Source organism: Thiohalophilus sp. (assembly GCF_031581315.1).
In the GTDB taxonomy this organism is placed as follows: domain Bacteria; phylum Pseudomonadota; class Gammaproteobacteria; order UBA6429; family Thiohalophilaceae; genus Thiohalophilus.
Window position 1 is genome coordinate 1 of record NZ_JAVLAZ010000007.1, and the last position, 20,664, is coordinate 20,664.

General features: G+C 56.8%; 17 protein-coding genes. 8 read left to right on the forward strand and 9 right to left on the reverse strand.

Annotated features, from left to right (window positions below; all coding sequences use genetic code 11):
• Positions 1-236: 236 nt before the first annotated feature.
• The 4 genes from rimO (at position 237) to RI563_RS01665 (ending at position 4,433) form a co-directional block, all read left to right on the forward strand.
• On the forward strand, positions 237-1,577 hold the full coding sequence (gene rimO / locus RI563_RS01650; protein ID WP_310692601.1) for a 30S ribosomal protein S12 methylthiotransferase RimO: 1,341 nt from the start codon (positions 237-239) through the stop codon (positions 1,575-1,577).
• Between the two features lie 147 nt (positions 1,578-1,724).
• The gene (locus RI563_RS01655; RefSeq protein WP_310692603.1) at positions 1,725-2,789 is read left to right on the forward strand and encodes an MBL fold metallo-hydrolase; all 1,065 of its coding nucleotides are present in this window, start codon (positions 1,725-1,727) and stop codon (positions 2,787-2,789) included.
• Positions 2,790-2,903: 114 nt separating this feature from the next.
• Complete coding sequence (locus RI563_RS01660; protein ID WP_310692604.1) at positions 2,904-3,476, forward strand: hypothetical protein; 573 nt, start codon at positions 2,904-2,906, stop codon at positions 3,474-3,476.
• A gap of 216 nt (positions 3,477-3,692) precedes the next feature.
• Entirely contained in the window at positions 3,693-4,433 is a 741-nt protein-coding gene (locus tag RI563_RS01665) for a hypothetical protein (RefSeq protein WP_310692605.1), read from the forward strand.
• 17 nt (positions 4,434-4,450) lie between these two features.
• Here RI563_RS01665 and RI563_RS01670 read toward each other — a convergent pair whose 3' ends face one another.
• Both RI563_RS01670 and RI563_RS01675 read right to left on the reverse strand, forming a co-directional pair.
• Positions 4,451-8,197 carry a translocation/assembly module TamB domain-containing protein gene (locus tag RI563_RS01670; RefSeq protein ID WP_310692606.1) on the reverse strand — a complete coding sequence of 1,249 codons (3,747 nt, stop codon included), beginning with the start codon at positions 8,195-8,197 and terminating at the stop codon, positions 4,451-4,453.
• Positions 8,197-9,936, reverse strand: coding sequence for an autotransporter assembly complex family protein (locus RI563_RS01675; protein ID WP_310692607.1), 1,740 nt, complete (start codon positions 9,934-9,936; stop codon positions 8,197-8,199). The genes RI563_RS01670 and RI563_RS01675 overlap by 1 nt, the downstream gene beginning before the upstream one ends.
• A gap of 514 nt (positions 9,937-10,450) precedes the next feature.
• On the opposite strand from RI563_RS01675, the gene RI563_RS01680 reads away from it, so the two are divergent.
• Both RI563_RS01680 and RI563_RS01685 read left to right on the forward strand, forming a co-directional pair.
• Positions 10,451-11,026: a LysE family translocator gene (locus RI563_RS01680; RefSeq protein WP_310692608.1), complete on the forward strand. Its 576-nt coding sequence runs from the start codon at positions 10,451-10,453 to the stop codon at positions 11,024-11,026.
• A 76-nt stretch (positions 11,027-11,102) separates the two neighbouring features.
• The gene (locus RI563_RS01685) at positions 11,103-12,032 is read left to right on the forward strand and encodes an MBL fold metallo-hydrolase (protein ID WP_310692609.1); all 930 of its coding nucleotides are present in this window, start codon (positions 11,103-11,105) and stop codon (positions 12,030-12,032) included.
• Between the two features lie 111 nt (positions 12,033-12,143).
• Here the strand turns inward: RI563_RS01685 and RI563_RS01690 are convergent, their stop codons facing one another.
• From RI563_RS01690 to RI563_RS01700, 3 genes are all read right to left on the reverse strand, one after another.
• The gene (locus RI563_RS01690; protein WP_310692610.1) at positions 12,144-12,881 is read right to left on the reverse strand and encodes a flagellar motor protein MotB; all 738 of its coding nucleotides are present in this window, start codon (positions 12,879-12,881) and stop codon (positions 12,144-12,146) included.
• A complete protein-coding gene (locus tag RI563_RS01695; RefSeq protein WP_310692611.1) occupies positions 12,878-13,735 on the reverse strand; it encodes a motility protein A in 858 nt (285 codons plus the stop codon). Before RI563_RS01695 ends, RI563_RS01690 begins: the two co-directional genes overlap by 4 nt.
• 608 nt (positions 13,736-14,343) lie before the next feature.
• Positions 14,344-14,934, reverse strand: a complete 591-nt coding sequence (locus RI563_RS01700; protein WP_310692612.1) for a cell wall hydrolase — start codon at positions 14,932-14,934, stop codon at positions 14,344-14,346.
• A 175-nt stretch (positions 14,935-15,109) separates the two neighbouring features.
• On the opposite strand from RI563_RS01700, the gene RI563_RS01705 reads away from it, so the two are divergent.
• Positions 15,110-16,120 (forward strand): DUF2235 domain-containing protein, encoded by a 1,011-nt coding sequence (locus RI563_RS01705; RefSeq protein WP_310692613.1) that lies wholly within the window; start codon positions 15,110-15,112, stop codon positions 16,118-16,120.
• Positions 16,121-16,218: 98 nt separating this feature from the next.
• On the opposite strand, the gene cmoB is transcribed toward RI563_RS01705, so the two are convergent.
• From cmoB to RI563_RS01725, 4 genes are read right to left on the reverse strand one after another with little or no spacing between them, the layout of a single operon-like run.
• Entirely contained in the window at positions 16,219-17,193 is a 975-nt protein-coding gene (gene cmoB, locus RI563_RS01710; protein WP_310692614.1) for a tRNA 5-methoxyuridine(34)/uridine 5-oxyacetic acid(34) synthase CmoB, read from the reverse strand.
• Positions 17,190-17,924 (reverse strand): carboxy-S-adenosyl-L-methionine synthase CmoA, encoded by a 735-nt coding sequence (cmoA, locus tag RI563_RS01715; RefSeq protein WP_310692615.1) that lies wholly within the window; start codon positions 17,922-17,924, stop codon positions 17,190-17,192. The genes cmoB and cmoA overlap by 4 nt, the downstream gene beginning before the upstream one ends.
• Positions 17,925-17,930: 6 nt before the next feature.
• Positions 17,931-18,725: an undecaprenyl-diphosphate phosphatase gene (locus tag RI563_RS01720; RefSeq protein ID WP_310692616.1), complete on the reverse strand. Its 795-nt coding sequence runs from the start codon at positions 18,723-18,725 to the stop codon at positions 17,931-17,933.
• Between the two features lie 12 nt (positions 18,726-18,737).
• Positions 18,738-19,982 carry a class I SAM-dependent methyltransferase gene (locus RI563_RS01725; protein WP_310692617.1) on the reverse strand — a complete coding sequence of 415 codons (1,245 nt, stop codon included), beginning with the start codon at positions 19,980-19,982 and terminating at the stop codon, positions 18,738-18,740.
• A 56-nt stretch (positions 19,983-20,038) separates the two neighbouring features.
• Here RI563_RS01725 and RI563_RS01730 point away from each other — a divergent pair.
• Positions 20,039-20,664: pteridine reductase (locus RI563_RS01730; protein WP_310692618.1), on the forward strand; the 626-nt coding region annotated here is incomplete at its 3' end.

Genomic DNA, 20,664 nt, shown 5'->3' on the forward strand with positions numbered 1-20,664 from the left:
CGGTATCGGGCAATTCTCCGGGTGCCGGACACCGCTTTGCTATGTCCGGCCTACCCCTGAAACTGTCAGCATGGATTCCGGCCTGCGCCGGAATGACAACCAGAGGCTGAATTTCACCTTCGTTCCTTCGAGTCTTCGTGGTTCAGTTTTTTACTCGTCCCTCGTAACTCGTCCCTCGGCCCTGTGTAATAAATGGTATGATCCCGCCCCTCGCAACCACAGCCTCGAATACCCCTATGTCGAACCTCACACCCAAAGTCGGTTTTATCAGCCTCGGCTGCCCCAAGGCGCTGGTAGACTCGGAACAGATCCTCACCCGCCTGCGCGCCGAGGGCTATGACATCGTCTCCAGCTACGATGACGCGCAACTGGTTGTGGTCAATACCTGCGGCTTCATCGACAGCGCGGTGGAAGAATCGCTGGACACCATCGGCGAGGCGCTGGATGAAAACGGCAAGGTGATCGTCACCGGCTGCCTGGGCGCCAAGGGCGATATCGTGCAGCAGACCCACCCGCAGGTACTGGCAGTGACCGGCCCGCACGCCCTGCAGGAGGTAATGGATCATGTTCATCAGCAGCTGCCCAAACCGCATGACCCTTACACCGATCTGATCCCGGCCGAAGGCCTCAAGCTGACACCGCAGCATTATGCCTATTTAAAGATCTCCGAAGGCTGCAACCACCGCTGCAGTTTCTGCATTATTCCGTCCATGCGCGGCGATCTGGTCAGCCGACCCGTCGGCGAAGTCATGCAGGAGGCGGAAAACCTGTTCAAATCGGGGGTGAAGGAACTGCTGGTCATCTCCCAGGACACCAGTGCCTACGGCGTGGATATCAAATACCGCACCGACTTCTGGGGCGGGCGGCCGCTAAAAACGCGTATGACCGAACTGGCCGCCGCGCTGGGCAAGCTGGCCCGCGAGTATGGCGCGTGGGTGCGACTACACTATGTCTACCCCTACCCGCACGTGGACGAAGTCATCCCGCTGATGGCCGAAGGATTGATCCTGCCCTACCTGGACGTGCCGTTTCAGCATGCCTCGCCGCGCATCCTCAAATTAATGAAGCGCCCCGGCAACATTGAAAAAACCCTGCGCCGCATCGAAGACTGGCGCGCGATCTGCCCGGACATCACCCTGCGCAGCACCTTCATCGTCGGCTTCCCCGGCGAGACCGAACAGGAATTCGAGGAACTGCTGGAATTTTTAAAAGAAGCACAGCTGGATCGGGTCGGCGCCTTCGCCTATTCCCCGGTGGAAGGCGCCAGCGCCAACGACCTGCCCGATCCCGTCCCCGAGGAAGTGCAGCAGGAACGGCTGGAACGCTTCATGCAATTACAGGCCGGGATCAGCGCCGACAAGCTGCAACAGAAGATCGGTCAAAGGATGCAGGTTATCGTCGATGGCTTCAGCGAAGAGAACCTGCTGCTGGGTCGTTCGTCTGCGGATGCTCCGGAAATTGACGGCGCCGTCATCCTGGATCAGGTCGAGGACGAGGTACAGCCGGGGCAGTTTATGGAAGTCGACATCACTGCTGCTACCGAACACGATCTGATTGCCGTCCCTGTAAACGAATAACGCTCAACAACCCCTGAATACAAAGAGTACGGACTATCCAGAGAACCGCCGTAACTGTATACGCTTACCAATACCCTTAATTATAATAAGATTAATATCAACAACTGAATCGGTCGGTGAATTACAGCCCTGTGCCATAATCCTGCTATGAAACGATTGCGTACCAGCTTGTTGGTTACTGTCGGATTACTGAGCGCCTGTGGGAGCAACCCGCATTACGACCCGACAAAACCGCACCACACAGAATCCGGTTTCACCAATATCGATTATGAGGACGACAAGGGCTTCTGGGCATTTATGAAGTGGCGCTGGCAGCGATGGTTTAAACAGATCCCAGACGCCGGGGATTATGATTTTGAACTGGTAAAAGCCAATTACACACATCTGGCACATAACCCCCAGATTCCAAGCCTTACCTGGATAGGCCATGCCACCTTTTTAATCCAGTTTGCCGATCTCAATATTCTGACCGATCCTCACTTTTCCGATCGAGCCTCACCGCTCTCCTGGGCCGGCCCCAAACGGGTCGTCCCGCCGGCCTTAACGGTTGCCGAGTTACCGGAGATCGATGCGGTGATCATCTCTCATGATCACTATGACTCCCTGGATGTCGAGTCGGTAAAACAACTTGCCCGACATAATCGCGAGCGCACACTGACCTTCATCGTCCCGCTTGGACTGAAAGCCTGGTTCGATAATCTGGAACTGGCCTCTGTCCGGATTGTTGAGCTGGACTGGGGGCAAAGCCATGCAGTAGGAGACGTCCGTTTTACGGCCGAACCGAGTCAACACTGGAGCAAGCGCAGCCTGTTCGATGCCTATGAGAGACTCTGGGCCTCCTGGGTGATCGAGTACGATGATAATCGGATATTTTTCGGTGGCGATACCGGCTATGCCAGCCACTTCAAGGAAATTGGTAAAAAATATGGTGACTTCGAGCTTGCCTTATTACCCATCGGAGCTTATGAGCCGAGATGGTTTATGAAACCGTATCATGTCAATCCGGAGGAAGCGGTCAAAATTCACCAGGATATTAACGCCAGGCATTCGGTTGCCATGCACTGGGGCACCTTCATCCTGACCGATGAGCCGCTGGATGAGCCGCCGGTAAAACTTGCAGAAGCTCTGGAGAAATACCAGATTCCTGATAAAGAATTCGAAGTTTACCAGCACGGCGAGAGCCGCCATATCGGTCACCTGTTAGCTGACTGAACCGATATAACAGGCTCACCATTAAAAAATAGAAAAAGCTCTGGCTTTCAGAGATAGACTCCTCTACAGCAACTGCATGATATTTGGCGCGGCCTATTTGATCTGGCTGGGGGCATGTTGCGGCGCAGCCGTAACGAGTCTGCCGTTGACGAACAGGCCGGTAATGGCTCGCCGGCTTCGATCTTCCTGGCAGGCCTGTTACTATCCGCTACAGGATCAGATCATGCCTTTTGCCATTCTGCTATAAACGATTCAGGCTTGGTAAAGCCTCATACCGATCTGGAGAGCCGATTGAACCAGCCATTTTATCTCCGTCTCACCCATAAAGGCCTGACGCTTATAGCAGTGCTTTTTGGTGTGATAACGATTTTTGCAGGCAGCGGTGTCCTGACCGGTTCCGATCCGGGGTATGTCGTCTTTTTCCCCTTGCTCGTCTATAACACGGTGATGGGATTTATTTATATCGGTGTAGGCGTTGTCGCGTGGCGTAACGTTCATTACGGGCGAAACGGGGCGGCGGCTGTCTTTGTACTGAACCTGCTTGTCCTGGTCGCCATCTGGCTGCTTTACAACTCGGGCGGTGCCGTGGCGATTGACAGTCTTCGCGCCATGACATTGCGTACCATCATCTGGCTGCTGCTCTTTACCGGCCTGTTCTGGCTCAGCCGCCGCAACCCCGGCACTTGAGACCGGGATCCACAAGCCCCGTATAGTTTCTGAACAAAATGTTTGCAACTCGAAATTGCCGGATCGGCACCGTTCAGAGCTTGCCGCCAATGTGAACGCGACGTACCCTGCACAATAGCATCCCGGCCGGGAAAACCTGCCGGTTATAATGTTATTGTGAATAGTTACCGTGCATCCCGGGCTCTTAAATCGGCATACCAACCAGAACCGCATACTATGGCGATGAAGCTGAAAAAATTTCTGGGTTATGAGTGGGACGCCATTGCGGGGATCTTCGCCGCGGTGATTGCCGTTATTCTGCATCTTCTGCATGTGGTGGATGAGAAGGTGGTACTGCCTATTCTTCTTGCGCTGCTGGGTTTGCTTTTTATCAACTTCATGCGCCATACCCGCAACAATGAACTGACCGCCGAGAAGGTCGAATCCACGGCACAGACGGTAGAGCGTATCCAGGCCTCGCTCAAGACACCCGATGTGGTACTGGTCGGGCCGCGTCATCTGCGCCCGGTGAATGAAAATTTTGTCCGCAATATGAGCGGGGAGACGATCTGGTTTAATGTCTGCCTCTCTATGTATGTCCCGCAGACCCTGTTCGATGCACTGCTCAAACCGGCTATCGACAATCCGCGGGTTACCTCCATCCAGTTTGTGCTGGACGTGTCCCAGAAGGATTTGTGGCAGGTCCTGCAGCCCCAAATCGCCGAATGCTCCGGCCAGTTCAAGGTCAAGGAGCCGCGCTGGTGCCACTTGAGCAAAACCACTTCGTTTATTCTGGCCGACAGTCAGTCAAGTGGCGGAACCGAGGCGCTGCTCAGCTTCTGGGGTGAACCTTTCATGGCGCAAAGCACCGAGCAGGATGTGCCGCGCTTTATTTTCCATATCCAGAATAATTCAGAACTCTTATCTCACCTTATCGAGCTACAACGCACACAATCCCGTTCCAACCGGTTATCCTGACAGTTAATGACCTCTTGTCAGCGATCGATGGTATACAGAATATCCGCGCTTTGATGTTCGCCGCTCTCGCCCTTGATATACCAGTGGTCGGATAGCTGATAACGCACGGCGAAGGTATTGAATGACTCGACGATCCCCACGCCGTAACTGACATAGAGTCTGGGGGCCAGATAGCGTCCCATGACCAGCGAAGCCTGTTCGCCGCTGTCGCTGGCTTCGACCCGCATCTCATCCAGCCCGAACTTGTCACCGATCTGTCTTGCCAGGCTGTCGCCGCCACTCAGGCTCAGGGCCAGTGCCGCTTTGGCCATCATACTGCCCTCCTCGCCGGAGGCGGTCTCCAGCGGGCGGCCCAGCATCAGATAGGCGAGCGCATCGGTCTGACCCATGGCCGGGATGGAGAACAATTCAATCTCGGGCTGGTTGAGACTGCCGCGCACCCGGATCCCCGCGGTGACATTATTGACCTGGCGCACTGCACGCAGATCCAGGCCGGGGTTGCCGACCGGCCCGCCGGTATACAGCAGACGCCCGTGCTCCACGGTCAGGCGCTGACCGTAGGCGGTATAGCGACCTTCGACCACGTTGATCTCACCGATCGCGGTGGTCAGTTCCCCGGGGCTGTCCACGAGCTGCAGATCGCCGCCCAGTCGTCCCTCGAAGCCAAAGCCGTAAATACTGACCCGATCGCCCAGCGTCACCCGCACCCGGCTGTGGATTTGCCATTTCTCCTCGACCGGTTCCTCACCGCCGACGATCACCACATCCTCCGACACCCGCGCCGCGGTAGTCACATCTTTCGGCTGCAGGCGGGCGAAGGGCACATGGACCTGTCCGTCTATATCAATCCGGCGCCCCTGCAGTTTGAGTTGCAGATCGGGCGTAACGACAACCCGGGCCTCGGGAATGCGGGCCACTTCGAAGTTTTCACCTTCTATACGGATTGTTGTCGGCCAGCCGGTCTCCCTGTCCAGTACGCTGTGGCCCTCAACTCGCAGTTCACCCTCACCGGAGTGAGCGGCCACTGTGTAGCGAAGTCTGTCCAGCCCTTCGCTGCGGGCATCCACACGGATTTGCGTCAGCTGCAGACCGAGCCGGGGAATGCGCAGCCCGCCCTGTTGCAGATTCGCGCTGCCGCTGTAGCGCGGTTTGGCCAACATCCCGTCGACCTCAAGCTGCATGCGCAGTTCACCCTCCAGGTCCTGCACGTCGGGCAAAAATGCTTCGATAATGCCGAGTTTGTTAATCGTCACACTGGCGCTGCCCTGCACCGGCTGGCTGTCGTGTTGAAGGTTCAGAAGTTGCGCACCGGGCAAGGTCAGTCTGGCCGCAAATTGATCGCCGTTGTCCATGGCCAGGCGGGATGTCGCCCGTAACCCCTTCTCATCCACCGTCAGATCGAGATTACCCGTGCGGTATTCCCAGCGATCCTGTTCTCCCTCCAGCACGGGATAGACAACAGCGCCCGCCGGCAATTCGATGTGGGCCCGGCCGCTCAATTGCCCGGGGGCATTCAACTGGAAGCTCGCATTGGCATCGGTCAGCCCGTCGAGCACCAGTTCCCCTGGCAACCAGGGAGTGAAGGCCTGCAGCGGGAAGTTCACCAGCTCAAGTTCCGAGCGCCAGTTTTTTCCGGTTTGTTGCAGTTGCCCGCACAGGCGGGCTGTTTCACTTTGCACACAGAACGGCGCTACCAGAAGCTTATCCCGGATCAGGTTCAGGGCGACAGGACGTTGCAGATGCCAGTTGTCCTGTTGCGGTCGTAACAGATCGATCGCTTCGATCCGCCCGCGCCAGCCTTCGGCGTCGACCTCACCCTTCAGTTCAAGCCGGGCGCTATTGCTGCCGGCCTGGGCCGTGAGTTGCAACCGGCCCGGGTCGGCGTTGATCTGCAGCGCGTCAATCTGCTGGTCATGAACGCCCAGCTCTTGTGCGGCAAGCTCGATATCCACCTGTTGCCAGCGGAACAGATCCACGCCCAGCTTGCCGGACAGGTTGCCAATGCGGTAATCCGGCAGACTCAGTCGCTCGCCGTTGAGCGTGGCGCCGATCACCGGTTCGGCCCGGGTGCCGCTGATTTGTCCCGAGGCCTGCAGCCGGCCGCCGGCTTGCGGATAAAGCTGCGCCAGATCGGCGGCGTCGATGGACCAGTCGAGGTTCATGCGCTCGCCGATCTCCCCCTGCGCACTCACGTTTGCCGAACCGGATTGCAGATCAAACTGTTTAACCTGTAGCTGTGCCCGCTTCCAGGCCAGCTGGCTGTGCAGATTAACCGGCTGGCCGCGCAACTTGCCGCTGACGCGGGTAATGTCGACCTGCGCGCTTAACTGGTCATCCTGCATCCGTCCCGTGCTGCTCAGGTTTGCCTCGAGCTGCCCGGGCCATTGGGGCCACAGCCCGGCCGGATTGATGTCCTTGCCGGTGGCGCGCACATCCCAGGCGAGCCGGGGCGACCAGTCGAGTCGGCCCCTCAGGGTGGTTTCGCCACTTAGTGCTGTAATACGCAGGCTGTCGAGATCGAGCCCTTCGAGATCGCCGGTCGCTTTGGCATACCAGGTCGATGGCGGTGCCTGGGGCAGGGGACGATCGGCGCTGAGTGACAGCCGATACTGATCCGGGCTGCCCTCGAGCTGGCCCTCTCCGTTGGCGCTATCTATCCAGGCATTGCCGGTCAGCGGCCAGCGCAGGTTCTGCCAGTCGAACTCCAGGGCAAGCTCGCCGCCTTGAAGTCCTTCGCTGCCGGGCGTCCACTGCCCCCGGGCATTGACCGAGGTGCTGGTAAGCGGTGAGCGCAATGACAACTGTTCGATGCGTAACGCGCCACCGGATGCCAGTTGCAGTTTTGTATCAGCCTCGAAGGGACCCTGGTCAGGGTACTCGCCCGCCAGTTGTCCGCTGAGTGACGCGGTATGTCGATCCCCTTCGCCCTGCACCTGCAGCGCACCCCTGATGGCCGGCCATCTGGTATTGAGTTGCGCGAGGTTCACCTCGCTCACATCCGCGCGGGCCTGCCAATGAAGCTGACTTAGCAGCTCACGTGCTTCAACCTCCATATTCATCCGGAGCGGCCCGCTGATCTGCTGACGCAATGCGAGTTTGTCCAGATTGCCCCGGCTCTGGCCCTGGCCTGTCAACTCGGGTTGATCCGCCAGTCGAAGTCGCCACTGCATATTCAGCGTGTGCGGATAATTGCCGATCGGTTTCAACGTGCCATCGAGGTGCAGGTCGAATTCCGTCGCGCTGACATCGAGCGCATTGAGATGGATTTTTCTGCCCCGGCTGCTGGCATCAAGGGTGACCTGTTGCAGGACAAATTGCTGCTCATCCTGCATGATATGAATGTCATCGATTCGGATATCCTCAAGTGCCACATTGAGCGGCAGACGAATGGCCGGCAGCTCAACGGCCTGCTCCGCCTGGTTTTGCTGCGCGGCGGGCAGCGTGATGGCCATCGACTGGACGTGCAGTTGGCTGACAACCAGATTACCTGTCAGTAATTCAAAGGGCCGCCACTTCAATGTCGCCCGTTCAAGGACAAGCCGGGTATCCGCGTGCTGATAGACCAGATCGCTGGTGGTGATACGACCCAACAACCTCCCTTCGAGTTTACCAATAGCCAACTCGCCGGGGATGAACTCGTTGCTTTGTTGATATACCCAGCGCAAACCGCTCTCGGTCGCACCCAGCCAGAACAACCCGCTGCCGGCGAGCAACAACAGCAGCACGAGCAGGGCGAGCAGGTTTTTTTTCAACCCCGGGCGCATCATAGATCCGGACCGATATTAATATGCAGTCGCCAGGGCTTGCCCGGTTCCGTGAGCGCGGAGGCGACGTCGATACGTACCGGACCGATGGGCGACTTCCAGCGCAACCCGAACCCGGCGCCGCGTTCGAGTTTGTCATCGAAATCGTCGATAGCGTTGCCGGCATCATAAAACACCGCCACACCCCACTTGCCTCCCAGGCTGCGTTCGAGTTCGATACTGCCGGTCATCAGGTGCTTGCCGCCGACCACCCGACCGCTGTCGTCGACCGGTCCCAGTGACTGGAAGGCATAGCCGCGCACGCTTTGTGAACCACCGGCGAAGAAGCGCACCGAGGATGGCAACTGGTTGAATTCATCGGTACGGGTACTGCCCAGACGGCCGCGAGCAATAAGCCGATAGTTACTGCCCAGCGAGGTAATCCCCTTCAGGCCGCCCTGAACCTGGAAAAAATCTGTATCGGACATCAGTTTTTCGCTGGCACCGCGAAATTCAATATCGAATCGCAAACCATCCAGCACATGCACAAACTCCCGGCCCCAGGTGCGGCTCCAGTCCACGCCGGGAATCAACAGAGTCGAATCACCCCGATCGCCGGCAACGACAAACTCCTCCTGTTGATAGTTCAGCGCAATCGATTCACGCCACTGCCCCCGACTTTGATTCAAGGCAACACCGAGAGTGTGCAAGGTACTCTCGCTGGTATCGGTTTCTTCATTGACCACGCCGGCGCTGTAGATCAATTGATCGGTTCGGGGATCGAGGACCGGAATCCGGTAGCGAACGCCGAGACTGTAGCCTATTTCGGAGACCCCAACATCGGTGTTGAGACGATGGCCCGACTCATTGAGACGCGGCATCTCCCAGCCGAATCTGGCGCGGGCCCCGGTATCCGTTCCGTAACCCAGCCCCAACGTATAGCGATGTGGCTTGCGCGGGATCAGCTTGACGTTGATGGGCACCTCGCGCGCCGTCTCTTCTACCTCGCCGGGGGAAACCTCGACACGGGAAAAATAATCAGTGTCGTTGAGCGCATGTTGCAGATCGATAACCTGATTAAGGTTATAGGGATCGCCCTGATTGAACGGAATATAGCGTTGCAGCAGTTGCGGTTCGAGTACATCCTGTTGCAGTGACACTTCGCCAAACCGATAGCGGGGACCACCCTCATAATGAAGTCGGACTCGAGCTTCGTAAGTGTTGAGATCGATCTCCACCTGTTTTTCAACAAAGCGGGCGCGAAAGTAGCCCCGCTCCGCGGCCAGTCTGGCCAGGTTGCTCTTGATGGATTCGTATTGAGCGTGGTTAAATACACCACCTTCCTGTAAGGGCAGGTCGCCGATTAACTTCAGGAAAGCCGGGTCCTGTTGCAACTCGCCGCCGAGCTGCAACCGGAATTCGGCAACAGGCAGGGGCGGCCCTTTATCAATCGTATAAGTCGCCCGCCATTGCCCGGCATCCGACCTTGTCAACTCGCTACTGATTTCGGGCCGATAGTAACCATAAGGCTTTAGCGCATTGGCGATTTCCTGTGGTGCCTTGGTATGCAGTCGCTTAATGCGCCCTTCAGTCAGCAAAGGACTCTCTTTTTGCTGTTCGAGGCTCAGGTAAAGCCTGACGTTCTTCTCCAGCTCAGCATCGACTCCCCGTATATCCAGCCCCAGGCTTACTTGTGCAAAAAGCGTATTGCAATAAAAGCAGGCCACCAGAGCCAACAGCCATTGCCACGTCTTGCACATCAAGTTTCCTTATTACATTTGGTGTAGCCGGGCCTGTGTCACGACAGTTGTTGCTAAAAGCCGGCATAGACGAACATTGTATATTATATAGTCAATAAAAGGCCGGTTTCGGTTCCCCTCGCGACCGGGACCCCGGCATCCGGACTATTTACTTAGTTTAACAAATTCATCATATATCAATGACTATGCCTATCAGCACACAATAGGCAAAATACTATATCCACACAAAATATAGAACCTTGTTAACATGCCCCCCGTCAACCCGGCCTATCCGTTCACACCAGATACAAATGCAGGCGGAACAGGACATAATTATCAAGTAGACTGCGATGGCAAATTGCAATAGAAAAAGGTTCATACTTCCTTTACAGGCACTGCGCCGGGCAAACAAGCTTGATATAACGCTATTGTCTTACTTCCAATACAGACGGATAGTTCAATCACTAAATCATCAATCACTTTGATTATTATTTAGCTCATGACGCTCACAGACATAACCGCATTGTTCGCTGCCATGCTTGTTCTGGCAGCCGTTCCGAGCATCAGCGTCCTGGCGGTCACAGCCCGCGCGGTGACCGGCGGTTTTTCGCACGCTGCGGCAACCACCGCCGGTATTGTGGCCGGCGATCTGGTTTTTATATTGCTGTCACTTTTCGGCCTGGCTGTTCTTTTCGAGATACTTGATGAGCAGTTTTATCTCATAAAATATCTTGGCAGTGCCTATTTAATCTGGCTGGGTATCATCCTGTGGCGAGGTAATAACCGAATGGCCTCCCGCGAACCGGCAGGCAATGGTTCGCTGCTTTCCAGCTTCCTGGCGGGATTGCTAATTACCCTGGGCGATCATAAGGCGATTCTCTTTTATCTGGGCTTTCTGCCGGCTTTTGTCGATCTCGGCTCAGTCACCTCCGTGGAAGTCTTTCAGATTATTACCATCACCATCGTCGCCGTCGGTGGTGTTAAACTCACCTATGCCTGGGTAGCTATACGAGCCGGTTCCTTGCTCGGAGCGAGTGCGGCCAGCGTTATGAACAGGCTGGCGGCTGGATTGCTCATCGCCATTGGTCTTTTTTTACTGGTAACGGCCTGAACCTCAAACGCTACGACTACATATGCGGCACAATCTGCTATTCTGCAAGTCCCCTTTTCGAACACGAGGTTACATCATGTCTTTTCTGTCACGTACTGTTGCCAGCTTCACTCTGCTCCTCGGTACTGCTTTGCCAGCTTCGGCTGCAAACAATCTCGAGCTGGTCGAGCTTACTGATTCCGCCTATGCCATCGTCGGCGAGCTGGGCAACCGCAGCACGGAGAATCTGGGTAACAATGCCACGTTCGGTTTTATTGTCACACAGGAGGGGGTTGTTCTGATCGATCCGGGCGCGGTTTATCAGGGTGCCGAGGCACTGCATGAGGTGATTCGCACCGTCACCGATAAACCGGTCAGCCATGTCATCAATACCGGCGGGCAGGATCATCGCTGGATGGGCAATGACTACTTTAAACAACAGGGCGCGACGATTATTGCCAGTGCCCGCGCGGTCGAGGACCAGAAAGCCCGTACCCGGGATCAGTTCTCCCGCCTGGCCGGCCTGATGGGCAGCGAGGCGATCGAGGCCACCCGGCCGGTATACGCGGACAAAACCTTCGAGCGAGAACTGACCCTGACAGTCGGTGGTACAATCTTTGAACTGCGCCATCCCGGACAGGCCCACACGCCCGGTGACAGCTTTGTCTGGCTGCCTGACGAGAAGATTCTGTTCACCGGCGATATTGTCTATACCGAACGCATGCTGAGTATCGGCGATTATTCCAGCAGTCAAAGCTGGGTGGAGAGTTTCCGCGCCATGGCCGCCTATGAGCCGGAGGTGGTGGTCCCCGGCCACGGCGCGCCAACTACGCTGGAAAAGGCACGGGCCGATACCCTGGACTATCTGGTTTTTCTGCGCGAGACCATTCGCGAGTTTATGGATAACGGCGGGGATATTACCCGTATCGGCAGCATTGACCAGTCACAGTTTGATTATCTGAAAAATTTCGATGCGCTGTCCGGACGTAACGCCCAGCGTGTTTATTCCGAGCTCGAATGGGAATAATTCCGGGAAACAGGTGTCAGGCAGCGCGTTGCGCAGCCTGACCTGCCTCTTTGATCTGTTAGTTCGATTGCAGGTCGCGCTATAAACCCGATAGCGATCTCGCCAACGGCTTTATTCGATCTGCAAGTCCTGCACTGTCTGCCCCGATTTATGGTGAATGACGATCTCCACCCGCCGGTTGGCCGAGCGCCCTTCCGGGCTGTCGTTCTCTGCCAAAGGCCGGGTGTCGGCATAGCCGACCGCCCGCAGGCGATCGGACGCGATCCCCTGGCGCTGCAGATAGCGCACCACACTGGCAGCGCGGGCCGCGGCCAGCTCCCAGTTGGAGGGAAACTGGTCGGTGGTAATCGGGAGGTTGTCGGTGTGTCCTTCCACCGTAATCCGGTGTGGCTCATTTTTCAGAATCGGGATCAACGGATCGAGGGTCGCCAGTCCTTCCGGTCTCAACTCGGCTTCGGCCACATCGAACAGGATGCGATCGCTGATCACCAGGTTGACCCGATCCTTTTCCACCTGGACCTGGACCGAGTCATCCAGGCCGTCCAGCAGCACACCACCCAGTGGCGTTACCGCCTCCTCCACCGGCTCCTGCTCTGACTCGATTGGCGGTTGAGGAATGACTTCCGGTTTTGGCACCACCTTGACGGCCTCGGGCGTCTCCTCGTCGGTGAAATCGGCAAAGGTCAGCAACACGACGAACATGGTCAGCAGCAGGGTCAGGGTATCGAGGTAGGAGATCAGCCAGCTTTCGCCCTCGGTATCCTGGGCCTCGGGATCATCCAGGCTCTGTAGTGCCAGGTTATTGCGCGCCTTGCCGCTTTCGCCCATCGCCGCCTGCCACTGGCTCATGTCTTGCTGTCCTGTTGTTGCTGTTTATCAGCGTAAATATCCACGCCCGTGTCTTTCTGCTCGTCGGGCAGATCCTCGTAGGGTTGATCGCGAATATCATCCCGGTACTGGGCCATGAACGAGCGCAGGGTCTCACGCACGAACGCGGGATTGCGTTTTTGCGAAATCAGTACAACACCTTCGAGAATCATGTTCATCACCACCAATCGCTGCTCGGTGCGCCGTTCCAGCTTGAGGGCAATCGGCTTGAAAACCAGATTGGCCAGCAAAATGCCGTAAAAGGTCGTAATAAGTGCTACGCCCATATACTGACCTATCTGTGAAATCTCACTTTTATCCAGGATCAGCATCATGTTAATCAATCCCACCAGGGTGCCGATCATGCCAAAGGCCGGGGCGAATGAAGCCATGCTGCGAAAGATCTGTGCCTCGGCCCGTTCCCGGGCCCGCATGCGCGAGATGCGCCATTGCAACATGGAAACGACATCATCCATTGGCGCGAGGTCGATCACCAGCTGCACACCGGTACGCAAAAACGGGTTAGTGGAGGTGGCCAGCTTCTGTTCGACGGCCTGCAACTTGCCCTGAAACCAGAGGCGGGCAATGTCCGTCAGCTCTTCCATGTCATCGTGCAGGGACGACTTCTCGTGCCGCAATACAATCCCGAACACCCGGAACACGCGCAGTACTTCGCGCAGGGGATAAGCGATAAAGGTTGCCGCCATCGTCCCCACCAGCACGATGGCCAGGCCCGGCAGGTTGATATAAGCGGCCGGATCCTCGGCGCCGATATTCAAGACATAAAACAATAAGCCAACGCCGGCAAGCATGCCGATTAACGTCGATGGATTCATTCCCCGCTCCTGAAATTGCTATAAATCATTTATCGGATACCCAACCGCTAACTTGATGTTGCAGCGAACGATTGGCCGGCCGCTTAGACGGCTTCTCCGGGGGGGGGCCTTGCCATCGCAACACCGATACGCCATGGCGGATAATGAGAAGAACATTTTCAGAGCAATAACCAAATAAGCCACTGAGCTATAAATCTGGAGAACATGATGCCACTCAGCTTCTCTTATACACCTTAACTCCCCAGCCGCTCCCTCTGTCAGTTCCTTTTTCCACAACCAGGGTTTTTCCTGAGCATGCCGGGACTGTTCCTGAGCCGAGCAGGTCACGCTATAATGTTTCACGTTTTATCCGGCTATTTGATGCGCGTCACACTCCGGATGGCGATTCTGTCGCCGGGTATTGCCCCGCATTTGCGGCGTCACCTGCTGCCCACAATACCATCAAGTACCACAGAACACGCTCGTCTTTGGCGACTTAAAAAATTATCCCCGTTTGAATGGCTGGATGAGCAGGAAGATCTACGCCACCGCCTTGCCCGAACAGGAGTTCCTGCACTTTGTCGACAAGTGGTCCGGACGCCTGCACTGCTCTGCAGCCTATCGGCCCGCTATTTGTAAAAAATATGCTGGCCAATCGTGGCCACTTTACGTTTGGCACGGGCCCAGCTGGGACGGATATAACTGGCATGATAAAACAGGGCACCTTCCACCAGTGGCTCATTGCGCCGGTAATAGACATCTTCGGCAATCCGACGGGCGGTTTTGTATGCCGGGTCGCTCACATCAGCCGTGAGTTCCAGTTCGGTCCATGAAAACGCGCCAACATGGCGTTTGCGTATTCTGTCCCAGCGTTGCTCATGCACCACTTCGCATAGCGTGTCAGGAAATCGCTCTGACGCCACACGGTTCAGGGTCACTTCCGCCACGGCATACTGACCAGCTACCGACTCGCCACGCGCTTCGTGATAAACATTCAATGTCAGACACCGCACATCAAGCGCCGCCTGTCTGTCCTGTTGCGCCTGGGTAATCAATGCATTAATGCCCAGCGGGATGGCCAGCAATACCGCGAACACGCCGGCTACAAAAGCCAGTCGAGATTTATCCCGGGTATACCACCAGGATTGCAGGCCCAGGCGCCAGCCATACCAGGTGGAAGGCCAGGTCAATTCGCGCAGTTTTTCCCATAATCGATACATGATTCAATTATACCTTCCCCAATGACATTTACACGCGATCAACCTGTCAATTTGAGCCACAGGGCACAACCCGCCCCGGCCACAAACCGACTTTTAAATAGCTAGCATACAAGCGCTTGATTTGATTACCTGCCAGGAGTAGATTTTATGCTAAAGAAAAGCCGGGGACGCATGGATGGCCAAGACACTCTTTATTTGCACCGACGGCACCTGGAACACGGCCGATCAGAAAGATGGCGGCATTATCTCCCCGACCAATGTCGCCAAAATGGCCCGCATTCTTCTCAGCATTCCCGAACAACAGATCACCTGGTATGACGAAGGTGTCGGCACCCGGGACTGGCTGGATAAAATCACCGGTGGCGCCTTCGGCCACGGTCTGTTCGAAAATGTCCAGCAGGCCTACCGGTATATCGTGGAAAATTACCAGCCCGGCGACAGGCTGGTACTGCTCGGCTTTAGCCGTGGCGCCTATACTGCCCGCAGTCTTGCCGGGCTCATTGCCAAAATGGGAATCCTGCGCAAGAAGTACATCAGTAAAATCGATCAGGTCTACAAACTCTACCGCAAAGATAATATCGATCCGGACGAACTGGATGCGTATCGCGAGCGATTCAGCCATGTGGATCGAGATATCCATTTCCTTGGCATCTGGGATACGGTCGGCGCGCTGGGCATTCCGTTGAAATCACTCAACTGGATGACCTCATGGATGTACAAGTTCCATGACACCCGGCTCTCCCCTTATGTCAAGCACGCCTTTCACGCGATCGCGGTGGATGAAAAACGTCGCTCATTTTCCCCAACCCTGTGGCAGGCCAGTAACCTCGGCGATGAGCAGATTGTAGAGCAGCGCTGGTTTGCCGGCGTTCATTCCAACGTCGGTGGCGGCTACAAGGAGGGAGGCTTATCCGACATCACCTTGCACTGGATGCTCGACAAACTGAAAGCGTCACTACCCGACGTGCAACTGGATGAGGACTATATTGAACGAACTGTCCTGCCTGATCACACAGACACGCTGCGTGAGTCCCGCAGCTGGCTTTATATCTGCTCCTGGATCAAACCGCATATTCGCGACACTCACCGTTCACATATTTGCAACCAGGTTATCGATGAAACCGTTTATCAACGGATGGGTTGTGAGCCATGCAACTACAAGCCGATAAATATCACAAAGTCCTGAGCGCACTGATTTATAGTTGAGTTAAAGCGGTAATAATCTCGCGGAGCCGCAGAGCCCGCCAGGTTTTTCTTGGCGTCTCTGCGGCTTTGCGAGAGTATTCAGGCTTTCTCTGCAATGATGATCGCCCGTCTTGGCGCCGGATAGCCTTCAATTGACTTGCTGTGATCGTCGGGGTCGAGAAAGTCGGCCAGCGATTGGAAAGTCATCCACTCGGTGGCCCGCTGTTCGTCGGTGGAGGTAGTCGTCACATCGACCGTGCGTATGTTGCTAAAGCGGCAACGGCGCAACCAGCGCTCGAGCATGGGCACCGAGGGCAGGAACCAGACGTTGCCCATGCGTGCGTAGCGATCTTCGGGAAACAAGGCTGTATTCTCGTCGCCGTCGACGATCAGAGTTTCCAGCACCAGTTCGCCGCCGGGGGCCAGGCAGTCACGCAACTGCAACAGATGGTCGAGGGGCGAGCGACGGTGATACAACACCCCCATGGAGAAGACGGTATCGAAGGCGGCCAGCTCTGCCGGCAAATCGTCGATCCCCAGTGGCAACACGTATACCCCCTGCTCGCCGGCATAGCGATGCATCACTTCATACTGCAGGGTAAACAGTGGAGTGGGATCGACGCCGATCACCAGTTCGGCGCCGGCACCTCGCATGCGCCAGCAGTGATAACCATTGCCGCAACCCACATCCAGCACCGTACGTCCATCCAGGGGCGCGATATGAGCATTTAATCGCTCCCATTTCCAGTCGGAGCGCCATTCGGTATCGATATCAATGCCGAACAGTTCGAACGGTCCCTTGCGCCAGGGATGCAGTTGTTGCAACTGCTGTTTTAACGCCTCCCGTTGCGGTTCATCCAGTTCGCTGCCATCGCCTATGCGCACCGCGGCCCGGTTGAGGTCATAACTGACCGGTTGCACTACAGGCATGTCCTCGACCGCGGCCTGCCATTTTGGCAGATCGCCGTAGCGTTTGGGATCCAGTCGTTTTTCGATCTGCCCCGGCAGTTGTTGCGCCCAGTCGGCCAGCAGAGTATTCGCCATGCGTTGATACAGACAGGAGTAATCGGTCATTTGACTGCCAGCAGGGAGGCGAAGTTAAAACATTGAAACCACTGATACGTTTCTGCGAACCCCGCCTGTTGCAGGCGTTTGCGGTGGATATCGAAGCTGTCGGGAATCAGCACCTTCTCCAGCGCGGTGCGCTTCTGGCTGATCTCCAGTTCGCTGTAGCCGTTGGCTTTTTTAAACGCCAGGTGCATATCCGTCTGCAGTTGTTGTTCACTTTCGTTATCGAAGGCAAGTTTTTCCGACAATACCAGCGCACCGCCGGGCAACAGACCGACGTAAATACGGTCCAGCAGCGCCTGACGTTCATCGGCCGGAATAAACTGCAGGGTAAAGTTGAGCACCACCAGCGAGGCTCGCTCCACCTTGATGTCGCGGATATCGGCGCAGATCACATCCACCTCAACCGGTGAATTGTTCTCCGCCAGAAACTGTTGGCAGCGTTCGGTCATGGCGGTGGAGTTGTCGACCGCGATGATGCGGCAACTGTCATGCGCAATCCGCTGGCGCATGGAGAGCGTAGCTGCGCCCAGTGAACTGCCAAAATCATAGATCCGGCTGTCGGGTTGTGCGTAACGTTCCGCCAACAGGCCAAGCAAAGAAATGACCGTCTCGTAGCCGGGCACCGAGCGGCGGATCATATCCGGAAACACCCCGGCTACCTTCTCGTCGAAAGCGAAGTCCACAATCATCGATTGCGGCGTGGCATAGATATTATCGCGGCGTTTGTCGCTCATAATCGCTTACATAAAGATGTATAACAGCCCGGCGCCCAGCAATAACCGGTAGATAACAAAGGGCAGCATGCCGATGCGATCCAGCAGCTTCAAAAACCAGTGGATGCACAGGTAGGCGGTGAGTGCCGAGATCACCGCGCCGAGTAACAGCGGCAACCATTCCACGCTGCCCTGCTCGATCAGCTTCAGGGTCTTGTAGGCCCCGGCCATGAGTATGGCCGGAATGGACAGCAAAAAAGAGAACCGCGCCGCCGCTGTGCGGGTCAGGCCCATCAACAAGCCGGCGGTCATGGTGATCCCCGAGCGCGAGGTGCCGGGGATCAGGGCCACGGCCTGGGCCAGGCCGATCACCACCACATCTTTCCAGCCGAGGCGGTGTTCATCGCGCAACCGGCGGCCGCTGACATCGGCCAGCCACAACAGTAATCCGAAACCGATGGTCGCCCAGGCGATGATCAGCGGCGAACGCAAGGTGGTATCCACCAGATCGTGTAATAACAAACCGAACACCGCCACCGGAATACTGCCCAGGATCACCGCCCAGGCCAGGCGGCTTTCACCGGTTTGCTGGCGCTGTACGCAGGAACTGCCCCAGTCGCGCGCCATGGTGATCACTTCGCAACGAAAATACCAGATCACCGCCGACAGGGTGCCGACATGCACCGCCACATCAAAGGCCAGCCCCTGATCGGGCCAGTCGCTCAGTTGCGGCACCAGGATCAGATGCGCGGAACTGGAGATAGGCAGAAACTCGGTCAGTCCCTGGATAATCGCCAGAATAATAATCTGAATCAGCAGCATCTCAGGTTCTCGTTATAATTGATGGCGCAGATCGCGCCCGCTGAAACCTTTCGGCAATACTTCGCTGCCTTTATTGAGCAACATCACCTTGAATATCTCGCCCATCTCCTGCGGCAGGGTCAGGCGCTTGACCTCGCCGGCACGTTGCAGATAGTCAGCTTCATCACCACCATGCTGTTCGAGGCGCTGCATCAGGCCGGCATCCAGCAGAAAGTGGGCCTGGGTGGTATAACCGGCCACGCCAAATCCGGCGGCCAGGGCGCTGTCCGCCAGATGGGTAAAATCCACATGCGCGGTGATATCCTGCAATCCCGGATAAACAAAGGGATCGTCGTGGGCACGATGACGATAGTGGCACATGAGGGTGCCGCGCTGGCGCTGGGGATGGTAATACTCGTGGCGTGGATAGCCGTAATCGAGCAACAACACGATACCCTGTTGCATCTGTTCACCAAGCGATGCGATCCACTGCGCCGCATCCAGGTTGATTTCGCTCAGATAATCATCGGGTAATGGCTGCGGTTGTTCGATCGCCGCCAGCTGGCGTTGCAATGCCTCGTTGTTCAACGCCTGTTCGCCGGTAACAAAACCATCCTGTTCGAACCCGACAGTCTGCTCGTACCACTGACCCTTGTGTTTGTGAACCCGGTGCACGGGCATCGCGTCCAGCAGCTCGTTGGCCAGCACGATGCCGTTAAAATCATCCGGCCAGTGTTGCAGCCACTGCACCCGGGGCAACAGTTCGGGACAGTGTTGTTCGATCTGCTGGTGCTGGCGTTCGCGCAGATCGCCGCTCAGCTCCAGTATAAAATAGCGTTGCGGCAGACAATCCTGTGTCTGCCAGTCCTGTAACAACCGCGCGGCCAGGATGCCGCTGCCAGCCCCCGCTTCCAGCAGATCCCAGTCAGGCCGGCTCGTCAATACGGGCGACAGGGCTTCGGCGAGACATTCAGCAAATAAAGCGGAAATCTCCGGCGCGGTGACAAAATCGCCGGCGGCGCCGAACTTGCTGCTGCCGGCAGCGTAGTAACCCAGTCCCGGTGTATACAGAGCCGCCTGCATGTAGTCGTGAAAAGGGATCGCACCGCCGGCGGCGGCGATCTGTTCGCGGATCGCCTCGATCAGATGCAGGCTGTGTTGCTGTGCCGCCGCATCGGGTTCAGGCCAGTCGGCCAGAGCCGCCTGACTCTGGCGCAGGCGCCGGGGAAAGCGCTCGACCGGCGCTCCGCGCCCGGAATGGGGATCCGCTGTATTCATCGGCTGATTACGTTTAAAGTGTACGGCTGGTGGCGAAAACCGAAGGATAACACAGCATGTCTGAACACAAGGTGGTTTTGATAACCGGCGCGGCCCACCGGATCGGCGCCACGACCGCGCGGTTACTGCACGAGCAGGGCATGAACATCGTGCTGCACTACCGCCACTCCCGCGAGGCGGCGGAACAACTGCAACTGGAACTGGAACACCAGCGCGCCGATTCAGTGGTGCTGGCACAGGCCGATCTGCATCACACCAATGAGCTGCGGCAACTGGCCAAACAGGCCGCGCAGGTCTGGGGGCGACTGGATGTATTGATCAACAATGCCTCGACTTTCTACCCGACCCCCATCGAATCCGCCAGTGTCGAGCAGTGGGACGACCTGATGGGGTCCAACGTCAAGGCGCCGTTTTTTCTGAGCCAGGCGGCGGCTCCCTATCTGCAAGAACAGCGAGGCTGCATCGTCAATATCGTCGACATCCATGCCGAACGGCCGCTGCGCAACTTTCCCCTCTACAGCATGGCCAAGGCGTCACTGGGCATGATGACCAAGGCCCTGGCCGCCGAACTCGGCCCCGAGATCCGCGTCAATGGCATCGCCCCCGGCGCCATTTTGTGGCCCGAAAACCTGGAAGATGAGGACAAAGAAAAGATCATCTCACGCACCTTCCTCAAACGCCG

Bases quoted from the DNA above. Each gene is read 5' to 3' on its own strand.
- rimO (WP_310692601.1), top strand. From the start codon at position 237: ATGTCGAACCTCACACCCAAAGTCGGTTTTATCAGCCTCGGCTGCCCC.
- RI563_RS01655 (WP_310692603.1), top strand. From the start codon at position 1,725: ATGAAACGATTGCGTACCAGCTTGTTGGTTACTGTCGGATTACTGAGC.
- RI563_RS01660 (WP_310692604.1), top strand. From the start codon at position 2,904: ATGTTGCGGCGCAGCCGTAACGAGTCTGCCGTTGACGAACAGGCCGGT.
- RI563_RS01665 (WP_310692605.1), top strand. From the start codon at position 3,693: ATGGCGATGAAGCTGAAAAAATTTCTGGGTTATGAGTGGGACGCCATT.
- RI563_RS01670 (WP_310692606.1), bottom strand. From the start codon at position 8,197: ATGCGCCCGGGGTTGAAAAAAAACCTGCTCGCCCTGCTCGTGCTGCTG.
- RI563_RS01675 (WP_310692607.1), bottom strand. From the start codon at position 9,936: ATGTGCAAGACGTGGCAATGGCTGTTGGCTCTGGTGGCCTGCTTTTAT.
- RI563_RS01680 (WP_310692608.1), top strand. From the start codon at position 10,451: ATGCTTGTTCTGGCAGCCGTTCCGAGCATCAGCGTCCTGGCGGTCACA.
- RI563_RS01685 (WP_310692609.1), top strand. From the start codon at position 11,103: ATGTCTTTTCTGTCACGTACTGTTGCCAGCTTCACTCTGCTCCTCGGT.
- RI563_RS01690 (WP_310692610.1), bottom strand. From the start codon at position 12,881: ATGAGCCAGTGGCAGGCGGCGATGGGCGAAAGCGGCAAGGCGCGCAAT.
- RI563_RS01695 (WP_310692611.1), bottom strand. From the start codon at position 13,735: ATGAATCCATCGACGTTAATCGGCATGCTTGCCGGCGTTGGCTTATTG.
- RI563_RS01700 (WP_310692612.1), bottom strand. From the start codon at position 14,934: ATGTATCGATTATGGGAAAAACTGCGCGAATTGACCTGGCCTTCCACC.
- RI563_RS01705 (WP_310692613.1), top strand. From the start codon at position 15,110: ATGGCCAAGACACTCTTTATTTGCACCGACGGCACCTGGAACACGGCC.
- cmoB (WP_310692614.1), bottom strand. From the start codon at position 17,193: ATGACCGATTACTCCTGTCTGTATCAACGCATGGCGAATACTCTGCTG.
- cmoA (WP_310692615.1), bottom strand. From the start codon at position 17,924: ATGAGCGACAAACGCCGCGATAATATCTATGCCACGCCGCAATCGATG.
- RI563_RS01720 (WP_310692616.1), bottom strand. From the start codon at position 18,725: ATGCTGCTGATTCAGATTATTATTCTGGCGATTATCCAGGGACTGACC.
- RI563_RS01725 (WP_310692617.1), bottom strand. From the start codon at position 19,982: ATGAATACAGCGGATCCCCATTCCGGGCGCGGAGCGCCGGTCGAGCGC.